Raw genomic sequence first — 25,083 nt, forward strand, 5'->3', positions numbered from 1 at the left:
ATGGCGGCAGCGGCGCCCTCCCCGGCCCTGTCCTCCCTGGACCCGGCCGCGCCCGGGCAAGACCCCGCCCGGCCCCAGGCCGAGGCCCCCAGGGACCGTGCTGCGCCGCCGGCACGCCCCGCCAGCCGCTGGAAGCGCCTGACCGCCCACCGCTGGTGGCCCTGGGCCGTGACCCTCGCCAGCGGCGCCTTCGTCCTTTTCGTCGTCTCGCTGCTGGTGCGCCAGGCGCGCACGGTGGACTGGCCCGCGGTCTGGGCGTCGTTTTTGGCCTTGCCGGTGCCGGTGCTGCTGCTGGGCGGCGCGCTGGCGCTGGCCAGCCACCTGCTGTACAGCACCTTCGACCTGTTCGGGCGCCATTACACGCGACACGGGCTGTCGGCCGGGCGCACGGTGGGCATCACACTCATCGCCTATCCGTTCACGCTGAACCTGGGATCGATCATCGGCGGGGTGACGGTGCGCTACCGCCTTTACTCGCAGCAGGGCGTGTCGGTGGCGGCCATCGGGCAGGTGATCGGGATGAGCATCCTGACCAACTGGCTGGGCTATTTCTTCCTGGCGGGCGCGGTGTTCTGGCTGTGGTCGCCGCAGCTGCCCGAAAACTGGCACGTCGGCCCTCAGCACCTGCGCTGGATGGGTGCCGCCCTGACGGCGGCGAGCCTGCTCTACGTCGCTGCCTGCGCCCTGCGCCATGGCCGGCCCGTGCACCTGCGCGGGCATCGCATCGCCATGCCGCGCTGGCCCGTGGGCATGCTGCAGGTGGCGCTGTCGGCCGCCAACTGGATGGTGATGGGCGCGGCGCTGTGGGTGCTGACCGGGCAGCGCGCACCGTATGCAGCCGCACTGGCGACGGTGCTGCTGGGCGCGGTGGCCGGGCTCATCTCGCGCATCCCCGCGGGGCTGGGCGTGCTGGAGGCCGTGGGCGTGGCGGTGCTGTCGGCCTACCTGCCCCCACCGCAGGCACTGGCCTCTGTGCTGGCCTACCGCATGCTGTATTTCTTCCTGCCCCTGGGGCTGGCTGCACTGGCGTTCGGCGGGGTGGAGTTGCTGGGCCGCCGCCGGCCCGGCATGGCAGGAGAATCCGCCGCCCAGGACGATCATCAAAAAGCCCGCCAGCGCAATCAATACTAAGGCATAGTGCTATTAATTAAATAGCAATCGAGCTGAGAGCCGCAAGACCCAAGGCTGCGCCTGGAGGCCGTTGCCATGGAATGCCGGGGCAGGGATGGCGGCAACCCGGTGCGGCCCCGCGCGACCGGACACCCGCGCCCGGTCTGTCAGCCCGTATCCTTCACACGGGTTCCCCCCTTGAGCTCCTGGCACCGTCCACGAAAGAATCCGGAGCCAGTCGCAGGCCCATGGCAACAGCGCCGATGCGCCGCCCCCACCTCCAACAACCGAACCATGAAACCAGCCGACCCCGTCGATGCCGAACTCATCCGGCGCCTGCAGAAAACCTCGCGGCATTTCCTTTTGCACGCTCTGGAACACGCGCTGGCGGATGAGCGCAACGAGACCAACGCGCTGCAGACACTGGCCAACATTCAGGCCGCGCTCGAACTGCTCACCAAGCTGCGCATCGTCAGGACCGTCGGTTGGCAAGGCATCGCGGTGGCCAGCCTGCACACCAAGACGCAAGCCGAGCTACTGCAGTCCATCCACGACGGACAGTTCAAGTCCATCGCTTTCTGGGAGAGCCGAAAAAAGGCCTCGTCCAGTCTGCTTCTCAACGCCCAGGACCTCCAGCTTCTCGACGATTTTCAGAACCGAAGGAATCAACTGATGCACCTCGGCCTGGACATGGACCCCGAAACGGTATTGGACGAGTCCATCTGGTTGCTGGTGCGGGTCATCACCCAGCTCGACTGGAAGGTCAATCTCCGGGCACAAGACCAATACCTGTCCAACAGCCTGAAGCAGTTCATCGGCCTGGACCTGTATCAGAAGCTCATCGAAAAGACATCCTACGTGGACGAGGCCATTGACCGCGCGTACGACGATTTCGATCGCTTCGGCCCAGTCCGCTGCTGCCTGGCCTGTGGCAGCGATGCGATGGTGGAAAGCGAGCATGGCGATCTACGCTGCCTGGTGTGCCATTTCGAAGCCGGGCCCTTCACCATGGGGTTTCTCGACTGCCCGGCGTGCGGCCGAAAGGAAGGCGTGATCTATGACGTGCTCAACGTGGGCGACAACCCGTCCGTCCCCGGCAAATGCGGCTCCTGCAGGACGATGATGGACGTCTCGCGGTGCACCGCGTGCAAGGTCGACCACCTGACATCGGCGGGTTGCCAGTTCTGCGCGGACTAGCCCTTCTCCGGCATCGGCCTCGCGCCAGGCGCGACCTTGACGTGCGCCCTGCGCCGTCGCGTGTTCGCTGCCATTCGGTCGGTCCGATCTCATGCACTTCGGAGCAGTGCAGGCCCTGCACGCCGGCAACAAGGAAAAAGGCCTCCAGCGCAATCATTACTAGGGCATATTGCTATTAATTTAGTAGCAATATGCCCTAGTACTGACTGCACATCGGCTGGGCTTGCCGCACCCGGTCTGCCCGGCATCGCGGGCCTCCTTTATCATGCCGGTCCCCACGACATTGCCCTTCGCCCGATCGACACGGGCCCGCAAGCCATGATCCGCCTGTCCGAAATCAAGCTGCCGCTCAGCGCAGCCGAAGCCCCCGAGCCCGCCCTGCGTGCCGCCGCCTGCCGCATCCTGGCGCTGCCGCCCGAAGGCATCGCCCATGTCCACGTCTTCAAGCGCAGTTTCGATGCGCGCAAGGCCAAACTGCTGGCGGTGTACATCATCGACATCACCCTGGCCGATCCGTCGCAGGAGGCCGCGCTGCTGGCGGGCCACGCCGGGCAGCCCCACATCCAGCCCACGCCCGACATGGTCTGGCGGCCGGTGGGCCGGGCGCCAGAGGGGTTGGCGCACCGGCCCGTGGTGGTGGGCTTCGGGCCCTGCGGCATCTTCGCGGCGCTGGTGCTGGCGCAGATGGGGTTCCGGCCCATCGTGCTGGAACGCGGCCGCGCGGTACGCGAGCGCACGCAGGACACCTGGGGCCTGTGGCGGCGGCGCGAGCTGCACGCGGAGTCGAACGTGCAGTTCGGCGAGGGCGGCGCCGGCACGTTCAGCGACGGCAAGCTCTACAGCCAGATCAAGGACCCGCGCCACCTGGGCCGCAAGGTCATGGAGGAGTTCGTGCAGGCCGGCGCGCCGCCCGAGATCCTCTCGGTGGCGCACCCGCACATCGGCACGTTCAAGCTCGTCAAGGTGGTGGAGACGCTGCGCGAGCAGATCATCGCGCTGGGCGGCGAGGTGCGGTTCCAGCAGCGCGTGACCGACGTGGTGGTCGAGCAGGACGCCGCCGGTCAGCGCCACCTGCGCGGCCTGCAGGTGCTCGACCAGGCCACGGGACAGACCCATGCGCTGCGCGCCGACCACGTGGTGATGGCGCTGGGCCACAGCTCGCGCGACACCTTCGCCATGCTGTACGAGCGCGGCGTGCACATGGAGGCCAAGCCCTTCTCGGTGGGCTTTCGCATCGAGCATCCGCAAGGGCTCATCGACCGCGCGCGCTGGGGCCGGCACGCCGGGCACCCGCTGCTGGGCGCGGCCGACTACAAGCTGGTGCACCACGCGGGCAACGGCCGCGCGGTGTACAGCTTCTGCATGTGCCCGGGCGGCACGGTGGTGGCCGCCACCAGCGAGCCGCACCGCGTGGTCACCAACGGCATGAGCCAGTATTCGCGCAACGAGCGCAATGCCAACGCCGGCATGGTCGTCGCCATCGATCCCAACGACTATCCGCACGACGCCGCGGCGTTCGAGGCCGCGCTGGGCGGCACCTATGGCGTGCAGGCGCTGGCGGCCGGTGCCACGCCGCACCCGCTGGCGGGCATCGTGCTGCAGCGGCAGTTGGAGTCGAACGCCTACGTGCTGGGCGGCAGCAACTACAACGCGCCCGCGCAGCTGGTGGGCGATTTCCTGGCACGGCGGTCTTCGCAGGCGCTGGGCTCCGTGGAGCCCTCGTACAAGCCCGGCGTCACGCTGACCGACCTCGATGCCGCCCTGCCCGGCTATGCCACCGAGGCCCTGCGCGAGGCGCTGCCGGCCTTCGGCAAGAAGATCAAGGGCTTCGACATGCACGACGCGGTGCTGACCGGGGTGGAGACGCGCACATCGTCGCCCCTCAAGATCGGGCGCAACGAGGCCTTCCAGAGCCTGAATACCGCCGGCCTGTACCCGGCCGGCGAAGGCGCCAGCTACGCGGGCGGGATTCTTTCGGCCGGGGTGGACGGCATCAAGGTGGGCGAGGCCGTGGCGCGCGCGCTGCTCGCCTGACGCGCATGCCCGGCCCGTCGCCCAGCGCCTTCAGCGCACAGGCGGCACCTGGCCTCAGCGGGGCGCCCAGTGCCCGGGCCGCATGTGCCAGCCGCCCGGGCCCGGCTCCCAATGGTGGGGCACCCACACCGCGCCGGGGCGCGGCGGCGTGGTCCAGTGGCCCGGCCGCCAGACGTAGCGGCCGCCGCCCCACTCCCAGAATCCGCCGACCCACACATGCACGGGCGAAGGCGCCACGGTGATCGTCTCGACATAGGGTGCGGGCGGTGCGGTGGGCGCCACGACCACCACGGGGGCGGGCTCGACCATCACGGCACGCGCGGGCGGTGGCTCCACCACCACGGTGCGTGGACGGGGCGGCGGGGCGACGACACAGCCCGAGAGAACCGTGGCGGCCACCAGGGCCGCCGCCAGGCCGGCGAATACGGGCCTGGAGGAAGAAGTGACAGCAGGGGAAGAAAGCATCATGGGTACCGGTCCGAGAGAGTGACTGATGCGTGCTCAACGCCCGCGCCCGCGGGCCCTGTTGACGCGCTGGCGTAAACCCCCGGTAAAGCGTGGACCTGCCGCCGAGGCCGCCCCCCGCCCGGCGCACCGCGGCTCGAGCGGTCAGCGCACCGCGAGCGCCGAACCCGCTGGCAGCCGGAAGGCCTCCACCAGCTGGGCCAATTGCTCGGCCTGCACGCGCAGCCCCTGGGCGGCGGCGGAGGATTCCTCCACCAGCGCCGCGTTTTGCTGCGTCATCTGGTCGAGCTGGTTCACCGCCTCGCCCACCTGCCCCAGGCCCGTGCTCTGCTCGCGCGTGGCGGTGCCGATCTCGCCGATGATGGTCGCCACCTGCTGCACCGAGTCGACGATCTCGCCCATGGTGCCGCCGGCCGCGTGGACCAACTGCGAACCTTCCGCCACCTGGCGCACGCTGTCCCCGATGAGCCCACCGATCTCCTTGGCGGCCGTGGCCGAGCGCTGCGCGAGGCTGCGCACCTCGCTGGCCACCACGGCGAAACCCCGGCCCTGCTCGCCGGCGCGGGCCGCTTCCACGGCGGCGTTCAGCGCCAGGATGTTGGTCTGGAAGGCGATGCCGTCGATCACGCTGGTGATGTCGGCGATGCGGCGCGAGGACTGGGCGATGCCGTCCATGGTGCCCACCACCCGCTCCACCGCGTCGCGCCCGCGCCGTGCCACGTCGCTGGCCGACACCGCCAGGTGGGTGGCCTGCTGGGCCGCATCCGCGCTGTGGCGCACGGTGGACAGCAACTCTTCCATGCTGGCTGCGATTTCCTCCAGGTTGGAGGCCGTCTGCTCGGTGCGCGCCGACAGGTCCGAATTGCCGGCCGCGATCTCGGCGCTGGCGCCGGCCACCGACGTGCTGGCCTGCCGCATGCCGATCACCAGGCCGGTCAGGCGCGCCTGCATGCCGTCCAGGCGCGCCAGCATGGCCCGCACCTCGTCGCGGTTGCCGGCGCCGATGGCCGGCACGGTGGAGGTCAGGTCGCCTTCGGCGATGCGGTCCGCCACCGTGGACGCATGCGACAGCGGCCGCAGGATGGAACGCGACAGCACCACGGCGCACACCAGCGCCAGCAGCAGCCCCAGCACCGAGCCGCCCACCAGCAGCGCGATGCCCTGGCGTTCGCTGGCGGCGGCGGCGGCCCGGTCTTCCTCCACCTGCTTGCGCTGGTAATCGGCCATGTCGTTCACCGCCGCGGCATAGCGGTCGGCCGCAGGGCGCAGCAGTTTGCCCACCGCATCGGGCGGCAGGGTTTCGCCGGCCTTGCGCCGCTTGACCAGATCGTCGCGCGCGCCCCGAAAAGCATTGCCCGCGGTGTCGATGGCCTCGAAGATGCGCTTGGATTCGCTGTCCGTCGCCAGTTCTTCGAGCCGCTTGCGCACCTCGGTCGAACGGGCGGAGGTCGCCTTGCGGTCCGTGTCGATGCGCGCGGCATAGGCGGGGTTGTCGATTTCCAGCAGAGTTTCGGCGCGCGAGGAACTCAGCACCACGATCGCGTGCAGTTCGCGTGCCAGCAAGGCCCGCTCCGCCGCCGGTCCGCCCAGGCCATCGGCGATGTCCTGCAGTTCCATGAGCCGCCAGATGCCCACGGCAGCGGCGAAGGACATGACCAGGCAGATGACCCCGAAAGCCAGGGCAAGGCGCAGGGAAAGGCGGGCGTTGTGCAGGGTCATGTCAGATACCGGTGAGAAGGGCCGCAGGCGGGAAAGAGCGGCCAGCGGTGCGCCAGGCGCATGGGGTGGGGTCCATGGTAAGTATCGGCACCGGTTCTGACAACTTGATACAAGCGCAAAAAAGAGCGGCCGGATCGCTCCGGCCGCTCTTTCGCGGGGCAGGCGGCGTGGAAGGCCGTCCGCCCCATTCACATGACCCCTCAGGCGTTCGTCTGCAGCGCGGCAATGCGCTCTTCGATCGGCGGGTGGGTGCTGAACAGCTTGCCGATGCCGCCGGCGATGCCCAGGGCGGCCATGTTCTTGGGCAGTTCGGCCGGGTGGGCGCCGCCCAGGCGGGCCAGCGCGTTGATCATGGGCTGCTTGCGACCCATCAGCTGCGCCGCGCCGGCGTCGGCACGGAATTCGCGCTGACGGCTGAACCAGGCCACGATCATCGACGCCAGGAAGCCCAGCAGGATGTCGAGCACGATGGTCGTGGCGTAGTAGCCGATGCCGGGGCCGGAGCTGTTCTCGTCGTTCTTGCGCAGGAAGCTGTCCACCGCATAGCCGATGACGCGGGACAGGAACACCACGAAGGTGTTCATCACGCCCTGGATCAGCGTCATGGTCACCATGTCGCCATTGGCGATGTGGGCCACCTCGTGGCCGATCACCGCCTCGACCTCCTCGCGCGTCATGCCCTGCAGCAGCCCGGTGGACACCGCCACGAGGGCGTTGTTCTTGAAGGCGCCGGTGGCGAACGCGTTGGGGTCGCCGGGGAAGATGCCGACCTCGGGCATGCCGATGCCGGCCTTGTCGGCGAACTTGCGCACGGTCTCGACGATCCAGGCCTCATCGGCCGACCCGGTGCCGTCGATGATCTGCACACCCGCGCTCCACTTGGCGACGGGCTTGCTGATCAGCAGCGAGATGATGGCGCCGCCGAAGCCCATGATGAAGGCAAAGCCCAGCAGTGCCCCCAGGTTCAGGCCATTGGCGGTCAGGAAGCGGTTGACGCCCAGCAAGCTGGCGACGATGCCCAGCACCACCACGACGGCGACGTTGGTCAACAAGAAAAGCGCGATTCGTTTCATCGAAGGGTTCTCCACGGAGGGATACGGGGGTGTGACCAGCGGCAGGAACGCGCTGTCACAAACCGGAAAATGGGGATGGTGCGCAGGCGTTCAAGCCGTGTTCGCAGCGTTGCGATGGCCCTGGTGTGGTTTGTTATGCGGGGCGCGCGCTGCGGAATACGAGGGAGTCATCATAGAAGCAAAAGTTCTCGTTCCCGGGCCACCAGCCGGGCACTCCGAGCACCGGCAGCGGCAGAAAAGGCTTGGTGGCCAGGTGCGCCGCATCGAGCGCGCCGGCCAGCCAGGCATCCACATCCGCTACCGAATCCATAGCACCCTGCGCTTGATACACATGCGCCGTGATCGGTTTTCTTGGCGCCTCGAGTTTTTCCAGCAAGGCATGGCCGAACAACACCAGCTGCGCCTGCCGCCACAGCGGCCGCAGATCGACGAACAACCGCCGCCAGTCGCGCGCCGCCAGCGCCTGCCACAGCGGCGCGGGGGCGAACAGCACGGCGCCGTTTTCATCGAACAGCGTGATCGCATCGCGCAGCGGCCCGCGCACCGCGCCCACCCCGGTCTGGGCGATGGCCTCGGCCTGCAGGGCATTCAGCCGGCGCTTGGCCAGCGGGTACCGCAGCCAGACCAGGCCATTGAAGAAATCGTGCAGGTTGTCGCGGGTGGGGACGGTGCCGGTGTCGAAGATGAACGCCTCGTAGGCCTGGCCCGCCGGCAGCGCCGAGTGCGCCACAAAGCGCACAGCGGCGTCCGGCATCCGGTTCAGGGCGTCCGGCAGGGGCGTGCCGGACTGCCACGCCGCCCGGACCGCGGGGCCCAGGTCTTCAAACGGCTGCCGCCAGGGCGGTACCGCGCCGAGCGCGCCGGGGCCCACGGATTCAGCGCGCCTCAGGGAGGTAGCGGACCGCGTTGGGCTGCGTCTGGGGCTTCAGCTCGAACTGGTCGGGGAATTTCTTGAACAGTTTGGTCGATGCCGTGTTCTTTCCCAGCAGCTTGGCGTCGTGCAGCAGTTTCACGATGTCGCCCAGGGGCTGCCACTGCCCGGCCTTCAGGGCAGGGGCATGGTCCAGGATGTTGCGGACGCTCACGGCCTCGCCCGCACCCGAGGCCGACCGCGCCCGCCGGCCATCCGCCGCCTTGGCCGCCGTGGTGGAAGCCACCTTCTTGGCGGCGGCTTTCTTCGCCGGCGCCTTCCTGGACAGTGCGGCCTGCACCGCCGGCTTGGGCGCAGCGGCCTTGCGGGGGGTGGTTTTGCGCGCGGGCGTTTTCTTGGCCGCGGGGCTTCGCGGGGCCGGTGGTGCGGCATCCTGCACCGCGGCGGGGGCCTCGGTCACCGCATCGGCCTCCTGCCCGACCAGGAAGACCTGATCGTAGGCATTGACGGCCTCGGGCGCCATCTTGCCGCGGTCGGAAAGGCACACCATCCGGAACCCGCGCTCGCGCAGCCGCAGCACCAGCGGCACGAAGTCGGCATCGCCCGAACCGATCGCGATGGTGGACGGATGCGACGGCTCATAGGACAGCTCCATCACATCGACCGCCAGGGCCACGTCCGTCGTGTTCTTGGTCAGCGACAGGTTCATGTAGGGCCGGATCATGCGGGTGCGCAGCACCTCCCCGAGCCCCTTGAGCTTGTCGGCACTGCCGTAAGCGCGGCGCAGGGACACGCTGCCCTCGTGCTGCTCCAAGGTGCGAAAGGCCTCCTCCACCCAGGCGGGCGCGCACAGGTTGTCGGCGTCGATGAAGAAAGCGGTCATGGGTGGCCTCGCAGGGACTGTCGGAGCACGGCCGCCAAGGCGGGCAGGCACGCCGGGTGCGCGGTGGCGTTCACCCCACCACCCGCCACGGCAGCGCTTCGCCCGAGCGCAGCGGCTTGAGTTCGGCCTCGCCGAAGGCAAAGCTGCCCGGCGGCGTCCACGATTCGCGGCGCAGGGTGATCGTGCCCTGGTTGCGCGGCAGGCCGTAGAACGCGGGGCCGTGGAAGCTGGCGAAGCCTTCGAGCTGGTCTAGCGCACCGGCATGGTCGAATGCCTCGGCATACATCTCGATCGCCGCATGGGCGGTGTAGCAGCCGGCGCAGCCGCTCGCATGCTCCTTCAGGTGGGCCGGGTGCGGCGCGCTGTCGGTGCCCAGGAAGAATTTGTCGCTGCCACTGGTGGCCGCCTCCACCAGCGCCACCCGGTGCGTTTCACGCTTGAGCACGGGCAGGCAGTAGTAGTGGGGGCGGATGCCGCCGGTGAAGATCGCGTTGCGGTTGTAGAGCAGGTGGTGCGCGGTGATGGTGGCCGCGGTGAAACGGTCGGCCTGCTGCACGTAGTGCGCCGCATCCCGGGTGGTGATGTGCTCGAAGACGATCTTCAGTTCCGGAAAGTCGCGGCGCAGCGGAATGAGCTGCTGCTCGATGAACACGGCCTCGCGGTCGAACAGGTCGATGTCGCTGCTGGTCACCTCGCCGTGCACGAGCAGCAGCAGGCCGGCCTTCTGCATGGCCTCCAGGGTGCGGTAGGTCTTGCGCAGATCAGTCACGCCGGCATCGCTGTTGGTGGTGGCGCCGGCGGGATAGAGCTTGAGGGCGACCACACCCGCCGCCTTGGCGCGCACGATCTCCTCGGGCGCCAGGTTGTCGGTGAGGTACAGCGTCATCAGCGGCTCGAAGGCGACGCCGGGCGGCACGGCCGCCTGGATGCGCTCCTTGTACGCCGTGGCCAGGGCCGCCGTGGTCACGGGCGGGCGCAGGTTGGGCATGATGACGGCGCGCCCGAACTGGGCGGCCGTGTGCGGCACGACGGTGAGCAACGCTTCGCCGTCGCGCACGTGCAGGTGCCAGTCGTCCGGGCGGGTGATCGTGAGGGTGTCGGGGGAGTGGGCAGCGGTCATGGGCGCCATTGTCCCATCGCACCGGCCCATGAAAAAACCCTGCCCACCCGGGAGGGTGGACAGGGTAAACCCCAAATAATGGGGCGAGGGGGTTGCGGGTTGGTATTTCGGATCAGCAGCCGGACGGTCGGTTGCCGCGCATGGGCACGATGCCCGAGACGGTGATGCGATCGCCCGAGCCATCGGTGGCCGTGAGCGTCTTGCTCAGCAGGCGCACCTGGTTGGAATCGCGCGATACGGTGGTGTCGCTCCAGTCGGTGGCGCTGAATTCGCGCTGCGAGAACGTGAGGAAGGCGATGTACAGGTTGCCGGCATTGGGCTGGTAGCGCACGTCGCCGGAGGCCTGGTCGCTGGAGCCGACCTTCTTGGCGCCGTCGAAACGGAAGGTGCAGACTTCGGGCGACGAACCCACCGGGTTCTTCTTTTCCACATCGGTCAGGTTGATGGTGCCGTCGCCGTACACGCCGTTCAGGCCAGAGACCGTGGCGTTGCTCACCGTGAGCACGCCGGGCTGGTCGCTCGGGGTGGGATCGTCGTCGTTGCCGCCGCCACAGGCGGTGAGCAGCAAGGCGGTGCAGGCGGCAGCGGAAAAGGTCTTGAGAAAAGCGTTCATGGGTCAGTCAGGATCGGTCATTGGAAAGTCGCAGGAGCGGGTGTCAGACCCCGTCCTCGCGACAAGCCCCGATCCTAGAAATGGCCTTTCGCCCCTGCTGTGGGTCTTTGGCAGCGGGGTCCGTAGGACAGATTCCCGCACCGCCCGTGCCCGCCGGGCGCAGCGCAGGCGGGGAGGCAACCCTTCAGGCCAACGCCTGGGGCGCCACCGCCGGAAACCGCACGGTGAAACAAGAGCCCCCCTCCGGGCGGTTTTCCACCTCGACCGTGCCGCCCTGGCGGACCACCAGGGCATGGACGATGGACAGCCCCAGGCCAGAGCCTTCGCCCCCGTGTCCGGGTGCGTGCGGAAAGCGTCGAAACGGCCGCGACAGCATCTCGGTAGGCAGCCCGGCCCCGGCATCGCTCACGCGCAGCGCCACGCCGGCAGCCGTCACCTCGACCGCCACGCCCAGCCAGCCGCCGTCGCCCGCGTGGCGCAGCGCGTTTTCGACCAGGTTGAACAGCACCTGCCGCAGGCGGTCGGGGTCGGCATTCACCAGCGCCGTGCTCGGGGCCTGCGGCACCTGCAAATCGAGCGCCACGCCGTGTTCGGCGATGCGGCTGGCGTGGCCTGCCAGCGCTTCGCGCACCAGTTCCGCCAAGTCCTGCGGCGCCATCTTGAGCGATAGCTGGCCGGCCTCGGCCATCGACAGGGTGTGCAGATCGCCGACCAGGCGCCCGAGGTACTCGACCTGCTCCAGCAGCGCGCGCGACTCGGCGGCGTCGGCCTCGATGACGCCGTCGCAGATCGCGTGCAGGCGCGCGCGCAGCACGGTCAGCGGCGTGCGCAACTCGTGCGAGATGGAGGCGGCGGTGGCGCGGCGCTCGCGCGCCATGTCCTCCAGCGCATCGGTCATCTGGTTGAAGTGGCCCACCATCTCGGCCATCTCGCCCTTGTAGCGGCCCGGCTGCGCCCGCACGGTGAAGTCGCCCATCGCCACGCGCGTGGCGGCCTCGGCCATCGAGGCCACGGGCTGCGTGACCAGGCGCGACACCCAGAACCCCACGGCCAACCCGAAAGGCAGGCACACCACCAGCCCGACGACCAGCGACCACTTCTCGCCGAACAGCAGGTCGCCGCGCCAGTACTGCCCGTAGATCGCCATCGCCTGGGGGCTGTCCTCTTGGTCATGGTCGTTGAGCTCGTCCAGTTCGTGCTGCACGGTGGCGGGCAGGCTGCGGTAGAAATCGCGGTACTGCATTTCGGAGAACACGACCACGCTGGCCGCCAGCAGGCCCATGGTGGCGAGCAGCGTCCCGGCGATGTACAGCCCGAAGCGGACCCAGATGCGATCGAGGATGGAGCCTTGCATGGCGCGCGGCTCGGGTCAGGCCTCGGCGGACTCGCCGGGCCACAGGCGGTAGCCGATGCCGCGCACCGTCTCGATCAGCTCGCCCTGCCCGGCCTGCTGCAGCTTGCGCCGCAGCTTGGACAGGTGGGAGTCGATCACCCGGTCGAGCGCGTCGCTCTCGGGCAGGCAATGCTCGATCAGGTGGCCGCGCGAGAAGCAGCGCTTGGGCTGCGCCGCCAGGCAGGCCAGCAGCCGGAACTCGGTCAACGTGAGCGGCAGCGGCACGGCACGCCCGTCCTCGCCGTAGGCCAGGGCGGCATGGGCCTGCTGGTCGATCTCGATCCGGCCCACGCGGATCGGCGTGGTGGCGGGCGCTTCCTGCGACCGCGTGCGGCGCAGCACGGCGCGCACACGGGCCACCACTTCGGGCGGGCTGAAGGGCTTGACCACGTAGTCGTCGGCCCCCAGGCGCAGGCCGAGCAGCTTGTCGATGTCGTCCGCCAGCGCGGTGACCATGATGACCGGGGTCTGACCCTCTTCGCGGATGGCGCGCAGCACGTCCAGCCCGTCCATGCCGGGCAGGTGGATGTCCAGCAGCACCATGTCGGGCCGCAGCTGGCGAAACAGCCGCAGGGCGTCCAGACCGTTGCCGGCCTGCTGCGCCCGCAGCCCGTCGCGCTGCAGGTAGGCCGTGAGGATGCTGGCGATCCCGGGTTCGTCCTCGACCACGAGGACAAGCGGACCAGGCAGAGGGGTAGGACTGTTCATGGCACCAGGGGCTAGGGCGGCGGCCACGGGGCCCGGGGAGGGTCCGAGGGCGGCACATCGCCGGCCGATTATCCATGGGCCGCCCTCCGCACCGGGCCTCGGCGCGTCTCCACGTTTTCTCCACACGGTATTCACGGCTGCGCGAATTTTGGCGGGCCCAATGCCCGCTGAAAACCTTCCCGAATGCCCTTCCCCCTCCAGGTCCTGTCCGCGTGAACCGATCCCTTCGCCTCCTGCCGTGCGCCGCGCTGTCCGTCCTGGTGGCCGGGTGCGCCGCGCTCGGGGGGGCCGACGCCCCCTCGGTGCAGGGCGTGGCCCCGGTGCCAGCGGCCTGGAGCCAGCCGGCGCCCGCCGGTGCGCCGGCGGCCGACCTGCGGTCCTGGTGGAAAGCCTTCAACGACCCTGCGCTGGATGCCCTCGTGCAGGAAGCGCTGGCCAGCAACCTCGACCTGGCGCAGGCCGCCAGCCGGCTCCGCGAGGCGCGGCTGCAATCGGGCCGCGCCGCCCTGCAGTTCCGGCCATCGCTGGGCGCCAGCGCCCGTTCGCTGCAGGACATCTCGGCCACCGACACCTACTTTCACGCCAGCCTGGACATGGTGTGGGAGCTGGGCCTCTTCGGCGCCGGCGAAAGCACGCGCCAGGCCGGCGAAGCCGAGCTGGATGCGGCCGGAGCCGATGCCCAGGGCGTTCGCGTGGCGGTCGTGGCCGATGTGGTGCGCAACTACCTCGACCTGCGCGCCGCCCGCCGCCAGGCGCAGCGGCTGGCGCAGATAGCAGCCCTGGACGAGCGCAGCGCCGCCTTGGCCGAGGTGCGGCTGCGCACCCGGCTGGGACCGGCGGACGAGATCGTGCAGGCCCGCGTGCGGGGGGCACAGGCCCGCGCAGCGCAAGCGCCCCTGACCGAAGCCGGCGCCCGTGCCGCCCAGGCCCTGGCCGTGCTGCTCGGCCGCACCACCCCCGATCCGGCCTGGAGCGCCGAGGTGCCCGGCAGCGCCCCTTCGGCGCTGGCGCCGTTCGCCCTGGCCGAACTGCCCGCCGATCTGCTGCGCACCCGCCCCGACGTGCACGCCGCCGAGGCGGAGGTGAACAAGGCGGCCGCGGCGCTGGGGCTGGCGCGCTCCGAGCTGTACCCGCGCATCTCGCTCATGGGTTCGCTGCTCTATTCGTACAACATCACCCAGCATTTCCGCACGCGCAGCGAAAACGCCCCCGCGCTCGGGCCCGTCATCGACATTCCGCTGTTCGACTGGGGCCGCCGGCAGATGCAGGTGCAGGCACGGCAGGAAGCGGTGAACGCCGCGCTCCTCGGCTACCGCAAGGCCGTGAACAACGGCGTGGCCGAGGTGGAGGGCGCTCTCGCGGCCCTGGGGGCACAGCAGGCCCGCGCGGACGCGCTCGCCCAGGCCCTGGGCCTGCTGCGCCAGCGCACGGCGGCCGGGCAGGCGCAGATCCGCCTTGGGCTGGCCAGCGAATACGAAGGCCTGCCGCAGCGGCGCGCCGAGCTGCAGGCCGCCGCGGAATGGGACACGGCGCAGGACGCCCGCGCCCTCGCCTTCGTGGCGCTCTACAAAGCCCTGGGCGGTGCACCACTGCCGCCGGCCGAGCCCACGGCCGGGGCGGCCGCGCCCGAGGCCACGCACATCGCGGAGAACATCGCGGGGACCGCGCCATGATTCCACTGGCCCGCAAGACCCTGGTGCACGAATGGCGCCGCTTCGTGCCGGCGGTGTTCGCTGTCGGGTTCTCCGGACTGCTGCTGATGGTGCAGGCCGCGCTGGTGCTCGGCATCTTCGGCAGCGCCGCCGTCTATGTGCGGGCCTCCACGGCCGATCTCTGGGCCGGCTACCCGGGCACGCAGAGCGTGAACTTCGGCCGCGCCATCGGCCGCGACGTCGAAAGCCGGATGCGCATGGACCCCGCCGTGACCGCCGTCGAGCCCTACCTCTGGGTCGATGGCGACTGGCGCAGCGCCCAGGCGGGCGCGGGCGGCATCTCGGTCTATGTCTCGGGCATCCGCAGCGCGCCCGACGGCATGCTGTTTGCCCGCCTCATCGCTCCATGGCAACGCGATGCGTTGCGCGAGCCGGGCGCGGTGATCGTGGACCGGGCCGATCTGGACACGCTGGGCGTGCGGGTCGGCCAGACGGCGTGGATCAACAGCCACCCGGTGCGCGTGGCCGCGGCCGTGGACGGCCTGCGCGGCCTGGGTGGCGTGAACGTGCTGGCCTCGCTGGACACCGCACGCGAAATCGCCGGTGCCGAAGCCGGCTCCGGCAGCACCTACGTGGTCGCACGCACCCGCAGCCCGGCGGACGCCGCGGCCGCCCAGGCTCGGCTTTCGCAGGGTGGCCCGGGTTTCGGCCCGTTCGAGGTGTGGACGGCCCGTCAGTTCTCGCGCCGGTCGCAGCTGTACTGGATGTTCGACACCGGCGCCGGCGTGGCCGTGCTGTTCATGGTGATCGTCGTGTGCCTCGTCGGCACCGTGGTCACCAGCCAGTCGCTCATGGGCGTGGTGGCCGGCACGGCGCGCGAATACGCCGTGCTCAACGCCCTGGGCGCCAGCCGCGGCGCCTTGGGCCGGCTCGTGATCGAGCAGGCCTGCTGGATCGGCGGGCTGGGCCTGCTGGTCGCCGGCGCCACCAGCGCCGCGTTGCTGGGGGTGGCGGCCGCCTATGGCGTGCCGGTCGCCATGACGCCGCGCGTAGCCGCCGCCTGCGCGGTGCTGGTCGGGATCGTGGCCCTGTTCTCGGGTTTCTTCGCCATCCGTGGCCTGCTGCGGGCCGACCCGGCCCTGCTCCTGCGATGAACCACGGCACCGCTCCCGAAGCCCCCCGCCTCACGCACAGCCTGCAGGCGGTGCAGGTGCACAAGTCGTTCGTGTCTGGCGTCGTGCGCGTGCAGGTCATCGAAGGCCTCACGCTGTCCATCTACCCGGCCGAGCTCACGCTCATCTCCGGCCCCTCCGGTTGCGGCAAGAGCACGCTGCTGTCGCTGCTGTCCGGCCTGCAGCGGGCGGACGCGGGCCATTCCATCGCCCTGGGCGAGAACCTGGGCGCGCTCAGCGTGCGCGCGCTCGAGCGCTTTCGGCTGCACCACACGGGGTTCGTGTTCCAGGGCTTCAACCTGTTTCCCGCCCTGACGGCGCTGGAACAGGTGCAGCTGCCGCTGGGCTACCTGGGCCTGAGCGACCGCGAGAGCGAAAAGCGCGCCCGCCGCGCCCTGGACGAGGTGGACCTGTCGCACCGCGCCAGCATGCGGCCCGCGCAGCTGTCCGGTGGAGAAAAGCAGCGCGTGGCCATCGCGCGGGCCATCGCCAAGGAACCGCAACTGCTGTTCGCCGACGAGCCCACCAGCGCGCTGGATGCCGACAGCGGCCAGCGTGTCATCGACATCCTTCACCGCATCGCGCATGCGCACGGCACCACGGTGCTGTGCGTGAGCCACGACCCCCGGCTGGTGCGCCATGCCGACCGGGTGCTGGGCATGGAGGACGGCGCCATCCGCAGCGACTGGCGCCAGCCCGACGCGCCCCTGACCACGAACACCCCATGACCCGCCTGCCCCTTACGCCCCCATCGCTGCTCGGCCTGATCCCGGCGCTCCTCGCCACGGCCGTGCTGCTGGTCGCCTGCAACGAAAAGCCCCTGCCCTCGGCCGTCGCGGCCGAGCCCCCGCCCCCGGCCCAGGTGGCCGTGGCGCGCGGCAAGATCGAAGTGCCGGGCGGCCTGCTCGAACTGTCGCCCGCGCAGGAAGGGCTGGTGCAGGCCGTCGCCGTGCAGGAAGGGCAGACCGTGCAGCGCGGCCAGTTGCTGCTGCGCCTGGCGGGCGATGCCGCGGGCAGCGAAGCCGCGGTCGCCCAGTCCGAACTGCACCTGGCCCAGGCCCGCCACCAGGCACGCGCCCAGCGCCTGCCGGCCCTGCGTCGCACGGCGGCTCGGCTGTCCGAGGCAGTGACTGCGGGCGCCGCTGAACCCCAGCGTGCCGACGAAGCCCTGCAGGCCGTGCGCGATGCCGAAGCCGACCTCGCCGTCTCGCAGGCCGAGGCCGAAGTGGCGCGCAGCCGCCTGGCCCAGGTGCAGGCGCAGCGCGCGCGGCTGGAGCTGCATGCGCCAGAAGACGGCACCGTGGTCCGCGTGGGCACGCAGGCCGGCCAGCGTGCGCCGGCGTCGGGCGGCGCAGCGGCCATCACGCTGCTGCCGCGCCGCCCGCTCGTCGTGCGGGCCGAGCTGAACGAAAGCTACGCGGCCCAGGTGCACGTGGGCCAACGCGCCACCGTCACCACCGATGGCGACACCGCCGCTGCGGCGATGCCGCCGGCGCATGTGGTGCGCATCAGCCCCGTGCTCGGCACCGGGCGGCTGCAGGACGACGTCCAGCGCGGCCCCGTGCGCATCGTCGAATGTGTGTTGGAGTTCGATCAGGCGCCCACCGCGCGGGTCGGACAGAACGTGAGAGTGAGCTTCCATGAATGACGCCAGAACCCACCGCATCGCCCTGGTCGATGCACGCCATGTCTCCCAGCCCGCGACCGGCTCGGGCTGGATGGTGCAATGCGACTTCGACGGCACCATCAGCACCGAAGACGTGACCGACTCGCTGCTGCAGCGCTTCGGCCGCGACGGCTGGGAGGAGTTGGAGGCCGCCTGGGAGCGCGGCGAGATCGGCTCGCGCGAATGCATGAAGGGCCAGGTGGCCCTGCTCGACATGGACCGCGCCGAGCTGGACGCGCACCTGGCCACCATCGCGGTGGACCCGCACTTCGGCGCCTTCGTGCGCGCGGCCCGCGGGCGGGGCATGCCGGTGCAGGTGGTGAGCGACGGCATCGACTACGCCATCCATGCCGTGCTGGAACGCCATGGCCTGGGCGACCTGCCGGTGATCGCCAACCGGCTGGTGCAGACCGACCCGCGCAGCTGGCAGCTGCAATCGCCTTGGGCCAGCGCTGCCTGCGCGCGCGCCAGCGGCAACTGCAAATGCGAACGCCTGGCCGAGCAGCGAGAGCGGCATGGCCGCGTGCTGTACGTGGGCGACAGCACCTCGGACTTCTGCGTGTCCGGCCGAGCCGACTTCGTGCTGGCCAAGTACAAGCTCATCCAGCACTGCGTTGACCACGGCATCGCCCATGCGGCGTTCACCGACTTCTCGCAGGCGCTGGCCCTGCTGCCGCAGCCCGTGGCACTGGAACTGGCGGCATGAACGCCGCCGTGATGCCCCGCGAAACCGCCCTTCCCCTGGGCGACACTGCGGCCCGCTCCGGCGATGCCGGCACGCAGCACGAGTACCTGCTGCGCGGGCACGGCCCGAACGCCGGCACCGGCGTGCTGCTGATCCACGGGCTGACCGGCACGCCCAACGAAATGCGCCTGCTGGCCAAGGGCCTGCACCGCGCCGGTTTCACCGTGCTGGCCGTGCAGCTGGCCGGCCACTGCGGCACGCAGGACGATCTGGTCGCCACGCGCTGGCAGGACTGGCACGCCAGCGTGCAGCGCGGCGCCGACCGGCTGGCGATGGTGACCGGCGGCCGGCTCGTGGCGTGCGGCCTCTCGATGGGCGCCGTGCTGGCGCTGGCGCTGGCCGCCGATCGCCCGGCCCAGGTGGCCGGCGTGGTGGCGCTGTCGCCCACCTTCCGCTACGACGGCTGGAGCATGCCCGCGTACACGCGGCTGTCCTTTTTGCTGCCGCTGTTTCGCATGCTCGGCATCGGGCGCCGCCGCGTCTTCATGGAGCAGCCGCCCTACGGCATCAAGGACGCGGCGCTGCGCGAGCGCGTGGTGGCGCAGATGCAATCGGGCGACAGCGCGGCCGCCGGCCTGCCGGGCAACCCGTGGTGGTCGGTGATCGAAATGCGCGCGCTGGCGGCCCACGTGCGCCGGCGCCTGGACGCCGTGCGCTCGCCCTGCCTCGTGCTGCATGCGCGCCACGACGACATCGCCTCGGCCGCCAACGCCCAGGCCATCGTGCAGGGCGTGCGGTACGCGCCGGTGGAGCTGGTGCTGCTGGACGACAGCTACCACATGATCACCATCGACCGGGAGCGCCGCGCCGTCGTGGCGCGCACCGTCGCGTTCGCGGAGCAAGTCGCCCGCGGGGGCACGCCGTGAACCCGGCCGGGGCCGAGAGCGGCATCACGCCGCTGGTGGCAGCGCTCTGGGCGCTGAACATGCTGGTGGACACGGGCGGGCAGCTGGCGTTCAAGGCGGCGGCCACGGCCGACCCGCGCGCCGGCAGCGGTCTGGCCCGCTGGGCGTTCATGGCGCGACGGCCGTGGCTGTGGATCGGCGTGGGCTGCTACGTCGCCGAGTTCCTGGTGTGGCTGGCGTTCCTCTCGCTCGTGCCGCTGTCGGACGGCGTGCTGCTGGGCTCCATCAACATCGTGGCCGTCATGGTGGCCGGCCGGTTCCTGTTCCGCGAGAAGCTGTCGCGCATGCGCGTGGCCGGCATCCTGCTGGTGTCGGCCGGCGTGGCCGTCGTGGGGCTGCACGGATGAAGCGCTTCTACGCCCTCGGGTTCCTCGCGCTGGTGGCGTTCGACACGCTGGCGCAGATCAGCTTCAAGCTCGCGGGCGAGCACGCGCTGCCGCTGGAGCTGTCCGCCGACTGGCTGGTGCGGGTCTTCGGGCACCCGTGGATCTACGGGGCCTTCATCGGCTACCTGGGCGCGTTCTTCACCTGGATGACGCTGCTGGAGCATGCCCCGATCGGCCCGGCGTTCGCCGCGTCGCACCTGGAAGTCGTTTCGGTGCTGGCGATCTCGGCCATGTGGTTCAACGAGCCCATCGGCTGGCCGCAGGTGGCGGGCGCGGTGCTCATCCTGGGCGGCATCGCCTGCCTGGCGCGCAGCGAGGCCGATGCCGAGCCCGGGGCCGATCACGTCCCGGCGCACGATGGCGCGTGAAGCCCCGCCCACCGCGGGCCTGCCGCTGCGGATGGCCGACCTGCTACCTGGCGGCGATGCCGACCTGGGCGGTGCGCTCGCGCGCTTCCTGGGCGTGCCCGCCGTGCAGGTGGAGTGCTCCGGCACCGCCGCGCTGGTGGTCGCCCTCACGGCACTGCGCACGCTGGCGCCCGACCGCGACGAAGTCGTGGTGCCGGCCTATACCTGCCCGCTGGTGGCCATGGCGGTGGCGCACTGCGGCCTGAAGCTGCGGCTGTGCGACCTCGGCCCCGGCACGCTCGACCTGGACCTGGCGGAGCTCGATCCGCTGTGCGGCCACCGCACGCTGGCGGTGCTGCCCACGCACCTGGCCGGCCGCGTGGTGGACACGGCCAACGTGCGCAGCCTGGCGCGGGCCGCGGGCGCCTGGGTCATCGAGGACGCGGCGCAGGCCCTGGGTGCGCGCGTGGCCGGCGCGAGCGTGGGGGCCGGCAGCGACCTCGCTTTTTTCAGTCTGGCGGTGGGCAAGGGACTGACCCTTTTCGAGGGCGGCGCGCTCATCGCAGCCGACCCGCAGCTGCGCACCTCATGCCTGCACGCCAGCCGCAGCACCGTGCCGCGCCGTATGTTCTGGGAACTGCGCCGCTGCGCCGAACTGCTGGCCTACGCCGCGCTCTACCGCCCGGCCACGCTGCCGATGGCCTACGGCGCGCCGCTGCGGCGGGCGCTCGCCCGGGGCGACCGCGTGGGCGCCGCGGGGGACGATTTCTCGCCGCGCATTCCGCTGCACCGCGTGGGCCGCTGGCGGCAGGCGGTGGGCGTGCGGGCGCTCGCGCGGCTGCCCGACTGGCTGGCCGCAGCGCAAGCGCGCGCCGCAGCGCGGGTCGCACGGCTGCGCGGCATCGCAGGGCTGCAGGTGCTGGAGGACAGCGTGGCCGCCGGTGGTGCGCAGGGCACCTGGCCCACCCTGCTGGTGCTGCTGCCCCACGCCGCGGCCCGCGAGGCCGCCCTGAAGTCCCTGTGGGGTGCCGGCCTGGGCGTGGGCGTGCCTTTCGTGCACGTGCTGCCCGACTACGAGCGATACGCCCACCTAGTTTCGGCGGAGGACCGCGCGGCAGGGCTGCCCCAGGCCCGGCGATTCGCCACGCAGGTGCTGTCCATCAGCAACAGCCCCTGGCTGGACGACGCGGGCTTCGAGCGGGTCTGCGCCACGCTGGCGCAAGCGTTGCTGACTTAGCCCCGCGCGCCGTTCAATCCGCCGCCATCGCCAACTGGCCCAGCAGCACCCGATTGAACGCCGCCTGCTGCGCCTGCCACTGCGGCAGCGCCGCGTCGGCCTGGGCCGTGTCCTGCCCGTCGCCCGCACTGAGCCAGCGCTTCCACGCCGTGCGGTAGCGGTGCACGGACACCTCGCCCGTCACGTCGCTGCCCACGAGCTGCCCGCGCAGCGCGGAGATCAGGGCGGCGCCGTGGTGCGCGCCCAGGACGCCCTGGTCCCAGTTGGTGCGCACGACCGAGGGCGAGAACGCGTCCTTGTCGATGCTGAGGTAGGTGGGCTGGCGGTGGGCCGAGAGCACGCGGTACAGCGTGGCGGCGAGCGCGTCGGCATCGGGCAGGCTGCGAAACCGCGCCTGCAGGCCCAGCCAGCGCGCCCAGCGCGTATCCACCCCCACACTCCAGTAGGTGAGCCGGCCGGCCCGCAACGGCGCGAGGTAGTTCTCCCAAGCGTGGCGCAGGCCGATGTCGCCCGAGGTGATGCCGACCACGTGCACGTGCGACACCTGCGGCAGCATCGCCACGCGGCGCACCCACGAGCCGCAGTGCACGCCGAAGGGAAAGCGCATGTTGTCCGGGTGGTTGTCCAGCACCACCACGCGCAGGGGCCGCGCGGCGGTGTGCCCGCGCGCGGCGATGCAGCGGGCGATCAGCGGCCAGCTCAGGTGGTGGAAATCACCGCTGCCCATGAAGACCGGGCCGTGGCGGTCGAAGGCCGGCAGCCGGGCGTCGAGCAGGCCGCCGAAGGCCCGGATGCGGGCCAGGCCGCAGCCGAACCGCAGCGACTCGTGCCAGTCCTGCGCCAGATCGATGCGCCGCTCGTCCGGCAGCGCCCCGACGGCGCCGTCGAGGTCGAGCACGACCGGTGGCCAGTCCGCCGGCCTCATGCGGCCTCCGCGCGGTCGCGCCACTGCCGATCGCTCTCGAAGCGCCCGGCGAACCGCCGCGCCAGCGCGCGCAGCACGGGCTGGCGCACGTACACCGCGTGGCGCGTGAAGGTGAAGCGCGCGCCCAGGCTGCGCTTGACCTCGGGGTCCGTCCAGCCGGCGACATAGTGCGTGAGGCCCTGCGCCAGCGCGTATTCGAGGTTTTCCATCCAGCTCACGAAGTACAGGTTGGCCTCGCGCGCGGCCGGATAGGCCAGCCCGATGTACTTGTCCACCAGGCGGCCGCCATGCACGTAGCACAGGTTCCAGCCCAACAGATCCCCCGTGGCGGCGTGGCGGTATTCGAAGGCGATGCCGCCGCTGGACGCATCGCGCAGCACGGCGGCGAAGAACCCGCGCGTGAGCCGGTCGAAGTGCACCTCGCTCTGCGCGTAAACGGCCTCGTACAGCGCGTAGTAGGCGTCCACCACGGCGTCGTCGGCAAAGGCCGCGCCCGTGGCGATGTGGCGCACCGCCAGCCCCGCGCGGCTGCGCAGCTTGCGGCGCAGGTTCTGGCGCCGGCTGGCGGACAGGCGGCCCAGGTAGTCGGCGATGCTCGCGAAGTCGATGGGCACATAGGCCAGCGCCTGCCCTTCGACCAGCACGAAGCCCTGGCGCTCGCAGGCGTGCGCCAGGGCGGCCGCGTAGGCGTTGTCGGCGTCGGACAGCAGGGGCGACTGTTGCGGCAGGTCCTTGATGATGGCCAGCGCGAAGCGCCGCCCCGGCCCCGCGCGCACGACCTGCGCCAGGGCTTCGGGCGCGGTGCCATCCGCGGGCAGCGGCGCGTATTCGGTCACCGTGGTGCCCACGAACGCCGTGGCCACCCGCAGCCAGCGGGACCAGCGCGCGAACAGCGGCAGCGCCCGCACCCGGGCCTTGAGCGCATCGTCCGCCGTGGTGAGCAGGTCCAGCGGCGCCGCGAAGGCCGGCGCCGGCAGGCCCTGCAGCACCGTGAAGCCCTGCGGCGGGTGCGCGGCGAAGTGCCCGGCCAGCGCCTGCGGCTCGAGCGCGTTGCGCCAGGGCATCAGCTGCGCTTGGCGCGCGTCAGGAGCTGCTCCAGCAGCACCAGGGCCTCGTCGATCTCGGGGCGCGTGATCATGAGCGAAGGCGCCAGCGTGATGACGTTCTTGTAGTAGCCGCCCACGTCCAGCACCAGGCCGCGCTTCTGGCCCTTGTATTCGAGATTGCCTTCCAGGCCGATGTCCACCATCTTGTCCAGCAGCGCGCGGTTGGGCGTGAAGCCGTCCTCGGTGCAGATCTCGGCCCGCAGTGCCAGCCCCAGGCCGTCGACGTCGCCGATCTCCTTGTGGCGCTTTTGCAGGTCCTTGAGTCCTTCCAGGAAGTAGGCGCCGCTGTCGCGCACCTGGGCGCCGAAGTCCATCTCGTGCGTCATCTTCATCACCTCCAGACCGAGCGCCGTGCCCAGCGGGTTGGAGGCGAAGGTGGAGTGCGTCGAGCCCGGCGGGAAGATCGTGGGGTTGATCAGTTCCTCGCGCGCCCACAGGCCGGACAGCGCGTTCAGGCCGTTGGTCAGCGCCTTGGCGAACACCAGCACGTCCGGCTTCACGCCGAAATTCTCGACCGACCACAGCTTGCCGGTGCGCCAGAAACCCATCTGGATCTCGTCCACCACCAGCAGCACGCCGTGCTCGTCCAGCACCTTCTTGAGGCCCTTGAAGAAATTGGCCGGTGGCACCACGTAGCCGCCCGTGCCCTGGATGGGCTCGACGTAGAAGGCCGCGTATTCGCACTGGCGCGTCTTGGGGTCCCACACGGCGTGGTACTCGTTCTCGAACTTGCGTGCGAACTCCTGCACCAGCGATTCGGAGTATTCCTCGGCCGTCATGCCCTTGGGGCGGCGGAACGGATAGGGGAACGGCAGGAACTGCGCGCGATCGCCGAAGTGGCCGAAGCGGCGGCGGTAGCGGTAGCTGGAGGTGATGCTGGAGGCGCCCAGCGTGCGGCCGTGGTAGCCACCCTCGAAGGCGAACATCAGGCTCTTGCCGCCGCTGGCGTTGCGCACCACCTTGAGCGAATCCTCGATGGCCTGCGCGCCGCCCACGTTGAAGTGCACGCGGCCCGCGTTGCCCCACTTGGCTTCGGCGTCCTGGGCGATGAACTTCGCCAGCTCGATCTTCGTGGGGTGCAGGTACTGGCTGGCCACCTGCGGCAGGGTCTGCAGCTGGCGGATCATGACCTCTTCCAGCCGCTTGTTCTTGTAGCCGAAGTTCACGGCCGAGTACCACATCTGCAGGTCGAGGTAAGGCGTTCCCTCGGCGTCGTACATGTAGCTGCCGTCGCAGCCGTCGAAGATCTTGGGCGGGTTGACGTAGTGAACGGTGTCGCCGAACGAGCAGTACTTTGCTTCGTCGGCCAGCAGTTGGGCGTTGTCTTGGCTCATGTCGGAAGGGGCTCCAGAGGGTTGGCTTGCATGCCTTGGCATCCCGCAACGGGCTTGGCCTTCAGCATCTGCAGCGCAGTCTGGCCCCCCAACCTTGACCGTCTATCGAGCGTTTGTGTGCAAATCGTGGAGCGTCACCGGCTTCCCATCGCGGCTGTTGATTTCGCCGGTGACTGGGCCAGTGGATGCCTATGCGCCCACAAGGACTACCTCGTTCACAAGACATGAGCAGCCTCGATATTACGTACTTTTTTGTTACGAAAAAGCAATTGACGATGGACATCTCAATAACAATGGGAACCTCTCAAAACCCATCCGGTCCCTTGTTGATCGAGAACGCGTGCTCCATCCTTTGCCATGATCACTCCCCGTAGCGCCCTGAAGTTCGACCTGTTCGCTGAGGCCTCGCGCCAACACAAGAG

General features: G+C 70.5%; 24 protein-coding genes. 12 read left to right on the top strand and 12 right to left on the bottom strand.

Going from position 1 to position 25,083, the window contains the following annotated elements; translation table 11 throughout:
• From AVMA1855_RS08770 to AVMA1855_RS08780, 3 genes are all read left to right on the top strand, one after another.
• Complete coding sequence (locus AVMA1855_RS08770) at nucleotides 1-1,131, top strand: lysylphosphatidylglycerol synthase transmembrane domain-containing protein (RefSeq protein ID WP_284425413.1); 1,131 nt, start codon at nucleotides 1-3, stop codon at nucleotides 1,129-1,131.
• A gap of 273 nt (nucleotides 1,132-1,404) precedes the next feature.
• A complete protein-coding gene (locus AVMA1855_RS08775) occupies nucleotides 1,405-2,307 on the top strand; it encodes a hypothetical protein (protein WP_284425414.1) in 903 nt (300 codons plus the stop codon).
• A 318-nt stretch (nucleotides 2,308-2,625) separates the two neighbouring features.
• Nucleotides 2,626-4,341 carry an NAD(P)/FAD-dependent oxidoreductase gene (locus AVMA1855_RS08780; protein ID WP_284425415.1) on the top strand — a complete coding sequence of 572 codons (1,716 nt, stop codon included), beginning with the start codon at nucleotides 2,626-2,628 and terminating at the stop codon, nucleotides 4,339-4,341.
• A 54-nt stretch (nucleotides 4,342-4,395) separates the two neighbouring features.
• Here AVMA1855_RS08780 and AVMA1855_RS08785 read toward each other — a convergent pair whose 3' ends face one another.
• From AVMA1855_RS08785 to AVMA1855_RS08825, 9 genes are all read right to left on the bottom strand, one after another.
• On the bottom strand, nucleotides 4,396-4,806 hold the full coding sequence (locus AVMA1855_RS08785; RefSeq protein WP_284425431.1) for a hypothetical protein: 411 nt from the start codon (nucleotides 4,804-4,806) through the stop codon (nucleotides 4,396-4,398).
• A gap of 144 nt (nucleotides 4,807-4,950) precedes the next feature.
• Nucleotides 4,951-6,525, bottom strand: a complete 1,575-nt coding sequence (locus AVMA1855_RS08790; RefSeq protein ID WP_284425416.1) for a methyl-accepting chemotaxis protein — start codon at nucleotides 6,523-6,525, stop codon at nucleotides 4,951-4,953.
• A gap of 200 nt (nucleotides 6,526-6,725) precedes the next feature.
• Nucleotides 6,726-7,598: a protease HtpX gene (gene htpX, locus AVMA1855_RS08795; RefSeq protein ID WP_272565273.1), complete on the bottom strand. Its 873-nt coding sequence runs from the start codon at nucleotides 7,596-7,598 to the stop codon at nucleotides 6,726-6,728.
• A gap of 133 nt (nucleotides 7,599-7,731) precedes the next feature.
• Nucleotides 7,732-8,352 (bottom strand): DUF3025 domain-containing protein, encoded by a 621-nt coding sequence (locus AVMA1855_RS08800; protein ID WP_284425417.1) that lies wholly within the window; start codon nucleotides 8,350-8,352, stop codon nucleotides 7,732-7,734.
• 121 nt (nucleotides 8,353-8,473) lie between these two features.
• Nucleotides 8,474-9,352, bottom strand: a complete 879-nt coding sequence (locus tag AVMA1855_RS08805) for an NYN domain-containing protein (protein ID WP_284425418.1) — start codon at nucleotides 9,350-9,352, stop codon at nucleotides 8,474-8,476.
• A gap of 70 nt (nucleotides 9,353-9,422) precedes the next feature.
• Entirely contained in the window at nucleotides 9,423-10,472 is a 1,050-nt protein-coding gene (gene pyrC / locus AVMA1855_RS08810; protein ID WP_284425419.1) for a dihydroorotase, read from the bottom strand.
• Between the two features lie 112 nt (nucleotides 10,473-10,584).
• A complete protein-coding gene (locus tag AVMA1855_RS08815; RefSeq protein WP_284397861.1) occupies nucleotides 10,585-11,085 on the bottom strand; it encodes a hypothetical protein in 501 nt (166 codons plus the stop codon).
• A 184-nt stretch (nucleotides 11,086-11,269) separates the two neighbouring features.
• Nucleotides 11,270-12,439: a sensor histidine kinase gene (locus AVMA1855_RS08820; protein WP_284397857.1), complete on the bottom strand. Its 1,170-nt coding sequence runs from the start codon at nucleotides 12,437-12,439 to the stop codon at nucleotides 11,270-11,272.
• A 15-nt stretch (nucleotides 12,440-12,454) separates the two neighbouring features.
• On the bottom strand, nucleotides 12,455-13,186 hold the full coding sequence (locus tag AVMA1855_RS08825; RefSeq protein ID WP_284425420.1) for a response regulator: 732 nt from the start codon (nucleotides 13,184-13,186) through the stop codon (nucleotides 12,455-12,457).
• 212 nt (nucleotides 13,187-13,398) lie between these two features.
• Here AVMA1855_RS08825 and AVMA1855_RS08830 point away from each other — a divergent pair, with 212 nt between their 5' ends.
• The 9 genes from AVMA1855_RS08830 to AVMA1855_RS08870 all read left to right on the top strand — a co-directional run bounded on the left by AVMA1855_RS08830 (nucleotide 13,399) and on the right by AVMA1855_RS08870 (nucleotide 21,296).
• Nucleotides 13,399-14,859, top strand: coding sequence for an efflux transporter outer membrane subunit (locus AVMA1855_RS08830; RefSeq protein ID WP_284425421.1), 1,461 nt, complete (start codon nucleotides 13,399-13,401; stop codon nucleotides 14,857-14,859).
• Nucleotides 14,856-15,992: an ABC transporter permease gene (locus AVMA1855_RS08835; RefSeq protein ID WP_284397849.1), complete on the top strand. Its 1,137-nt coding sequence runs from the start codon at nucleotides 14,856-14,858 to the stop codon at nucleotides 15,990-15,992. Before AVMA1855_RS08830 ends, AVMA1855_RS08835 begins: the two co-directional genes overlap by 4 nt.
• Entirely contained in the window at nucleotides 15,989-16,738 is a 750-nt protein-coding gene (locus tag AVMA1855_RS08840; RefSeq protein WP_284425422.1) for an ABC transporter ATP-binding protein, read from the top strand. The genes AVMA1855_RS08835 and AVMA1855_RS08840 overlap by 4 nt, the downstream gene beginning before the upstream one ends.
• Nucleotides 16,735-17,658, top strand: a complete 924-nt coding sequence (locus AVMA1855_RS08845; RefSeq protein ID WP_284425423.1) for an HlyD family secretion protein — start codon at nucleotides 16,735-16,737, stop codon at nucleotides 17,656-17,658. The genes AVMA1855_RS08840 and AVMA1855_RS08845 overlap by 4 nt, the downstream gene beginning before the upstream one ends.
• Nucleotides 17,659-17,728: 70 nt before the next feature.
• Complete coding sequence (locus AVMA1855_RS08850; protein WP_284425432.1) at nucleotides 17,729-18,382, top strand: MtnX-like HAD-IB family phosphatase; 654 nt, start codon at nucleotides 17,729-17,731, stop codon at nucleotides 18,380-18,382.
• A gap of 11 nt (nucleotides 18,383-18,393) precedes the next feature.
• Complete coding sequence (locus AVMA1855_RS08855) at nucleotides 18,394-19,287, top strand: alpha/beta hydrolase (RefSeq protein WP_284425433.1); 894 nt, start codon at nucleotides 18,394-18,396, stop codon at nucleotides 19,285-19,287.
• A gap of 59 nt (nucleotides 19,288-19,346) precedes the next feature.
• Nucleotides 19,347-19,673: an EamA family transporter gene (locus AVMA1855_RS08860; RefSeq protein ID WP_272553130.1), complete on the top strand. Its 327-nt coding sequence runs from the start codon at nucleotides 19,347-19,349 to the stop codon at nucleotides 19,671-19,673.
• A complete protein-coding gene (locus tag AVMA1855_RS08865) occupies nucleotides 19,670-20,080 on the top strand; it encodes a DMT family transporter (RefSeq protein WP_284425424.1) in 411 nt (136 codons plus the stop codon). The genes AVMA1855_RS08860 and AVMA1855_RS08865 overlap by 4 nt, the downstream gene beginning before the upstream one ends.
• Nucleotides 20,070-21,296 (top strand): DegT/DnrJ/EryC1/StrS family aminotransferase, encoded by a 1,227-nt coding sequence (locus AVMA1855_RS08870; protein ID WP_284425425.1) that lies wholly within the window; start codon nucleotides 20,070-20,072, stop codon nucleotides 21,294-21,296. Before AVMA1855_RS08865 ends, AVMA1855_RS08870 begins: the two co-directional genes overlap by 11 nt.
• A 13-nt stretch (nucleotides 21,297-21,309) precedes the next feature.
• Here the strand turns inward: AVMA1855_RS08870 and AVMA1855_RS08875 are convergent, their stop codons facing one another.
• The 3 genes from AVMA1855_RS08875 to AVMA1855_RS08885 are packed head-to-tail and all read right to left on the bottom strand — an operon-like array spanning nucleotide 21,310 to nucleotide 24,661.
• Nucleotides 21,310-22,221: an arginase family protein gene (locus AVMA1855_RS08875; protein ID WP_284425426.1), complete on the bottom strand. Its 912-nt coding sequence runs from the start codon at nucleotides 22,219-22,221 to the stop codon at nucleotides 21,310-21,312.
• The gene (locus AVMA1855_RS08880) at nucleotides 22,218-23,285 is read right to left on the bottom strand and encodes a GNAT family N-acetyltransferase (protein ID WP_284425427.1); all 1,068 of its coding nucleotides are present in this window, start codon (nucleotides 23,283-23,285) and stop codon (nucleotides 22,218-22,220) included. The genes AVMA1855_RS08875 and AVMA1855_RS08880 overlap by 4 nt, the downstream gene beginning before the upstream one ends.
• Entirely contained in the window at nucleotides 23,285-24,661 is a 1,377-nt protein-coding gene (locus AVMA1855_RS08885; protein ID WP_284397832.1) for an aspartate aminotransferase family protein, read from the bottom strand. The genes AVMA1855_RS08880 and AVMA1855_RS08885 overlap by 1 nt, the downstream gene beginning before the upstream one ends.
• Between the last annotated feature and the right edge of the window lie 422 nt (nucleotides 24,662-25,083).

Source organism: Acidovorax sp. SUPP1855 (genome assembly GCF_030158955.1).
In the GTDB taxonomy this organism is placed as follows: Bacteria; Pseudomonadota; Gammaproteobacteria; order Burkholderiales; family Burkholderiaceae_C; genus Paracidovorax.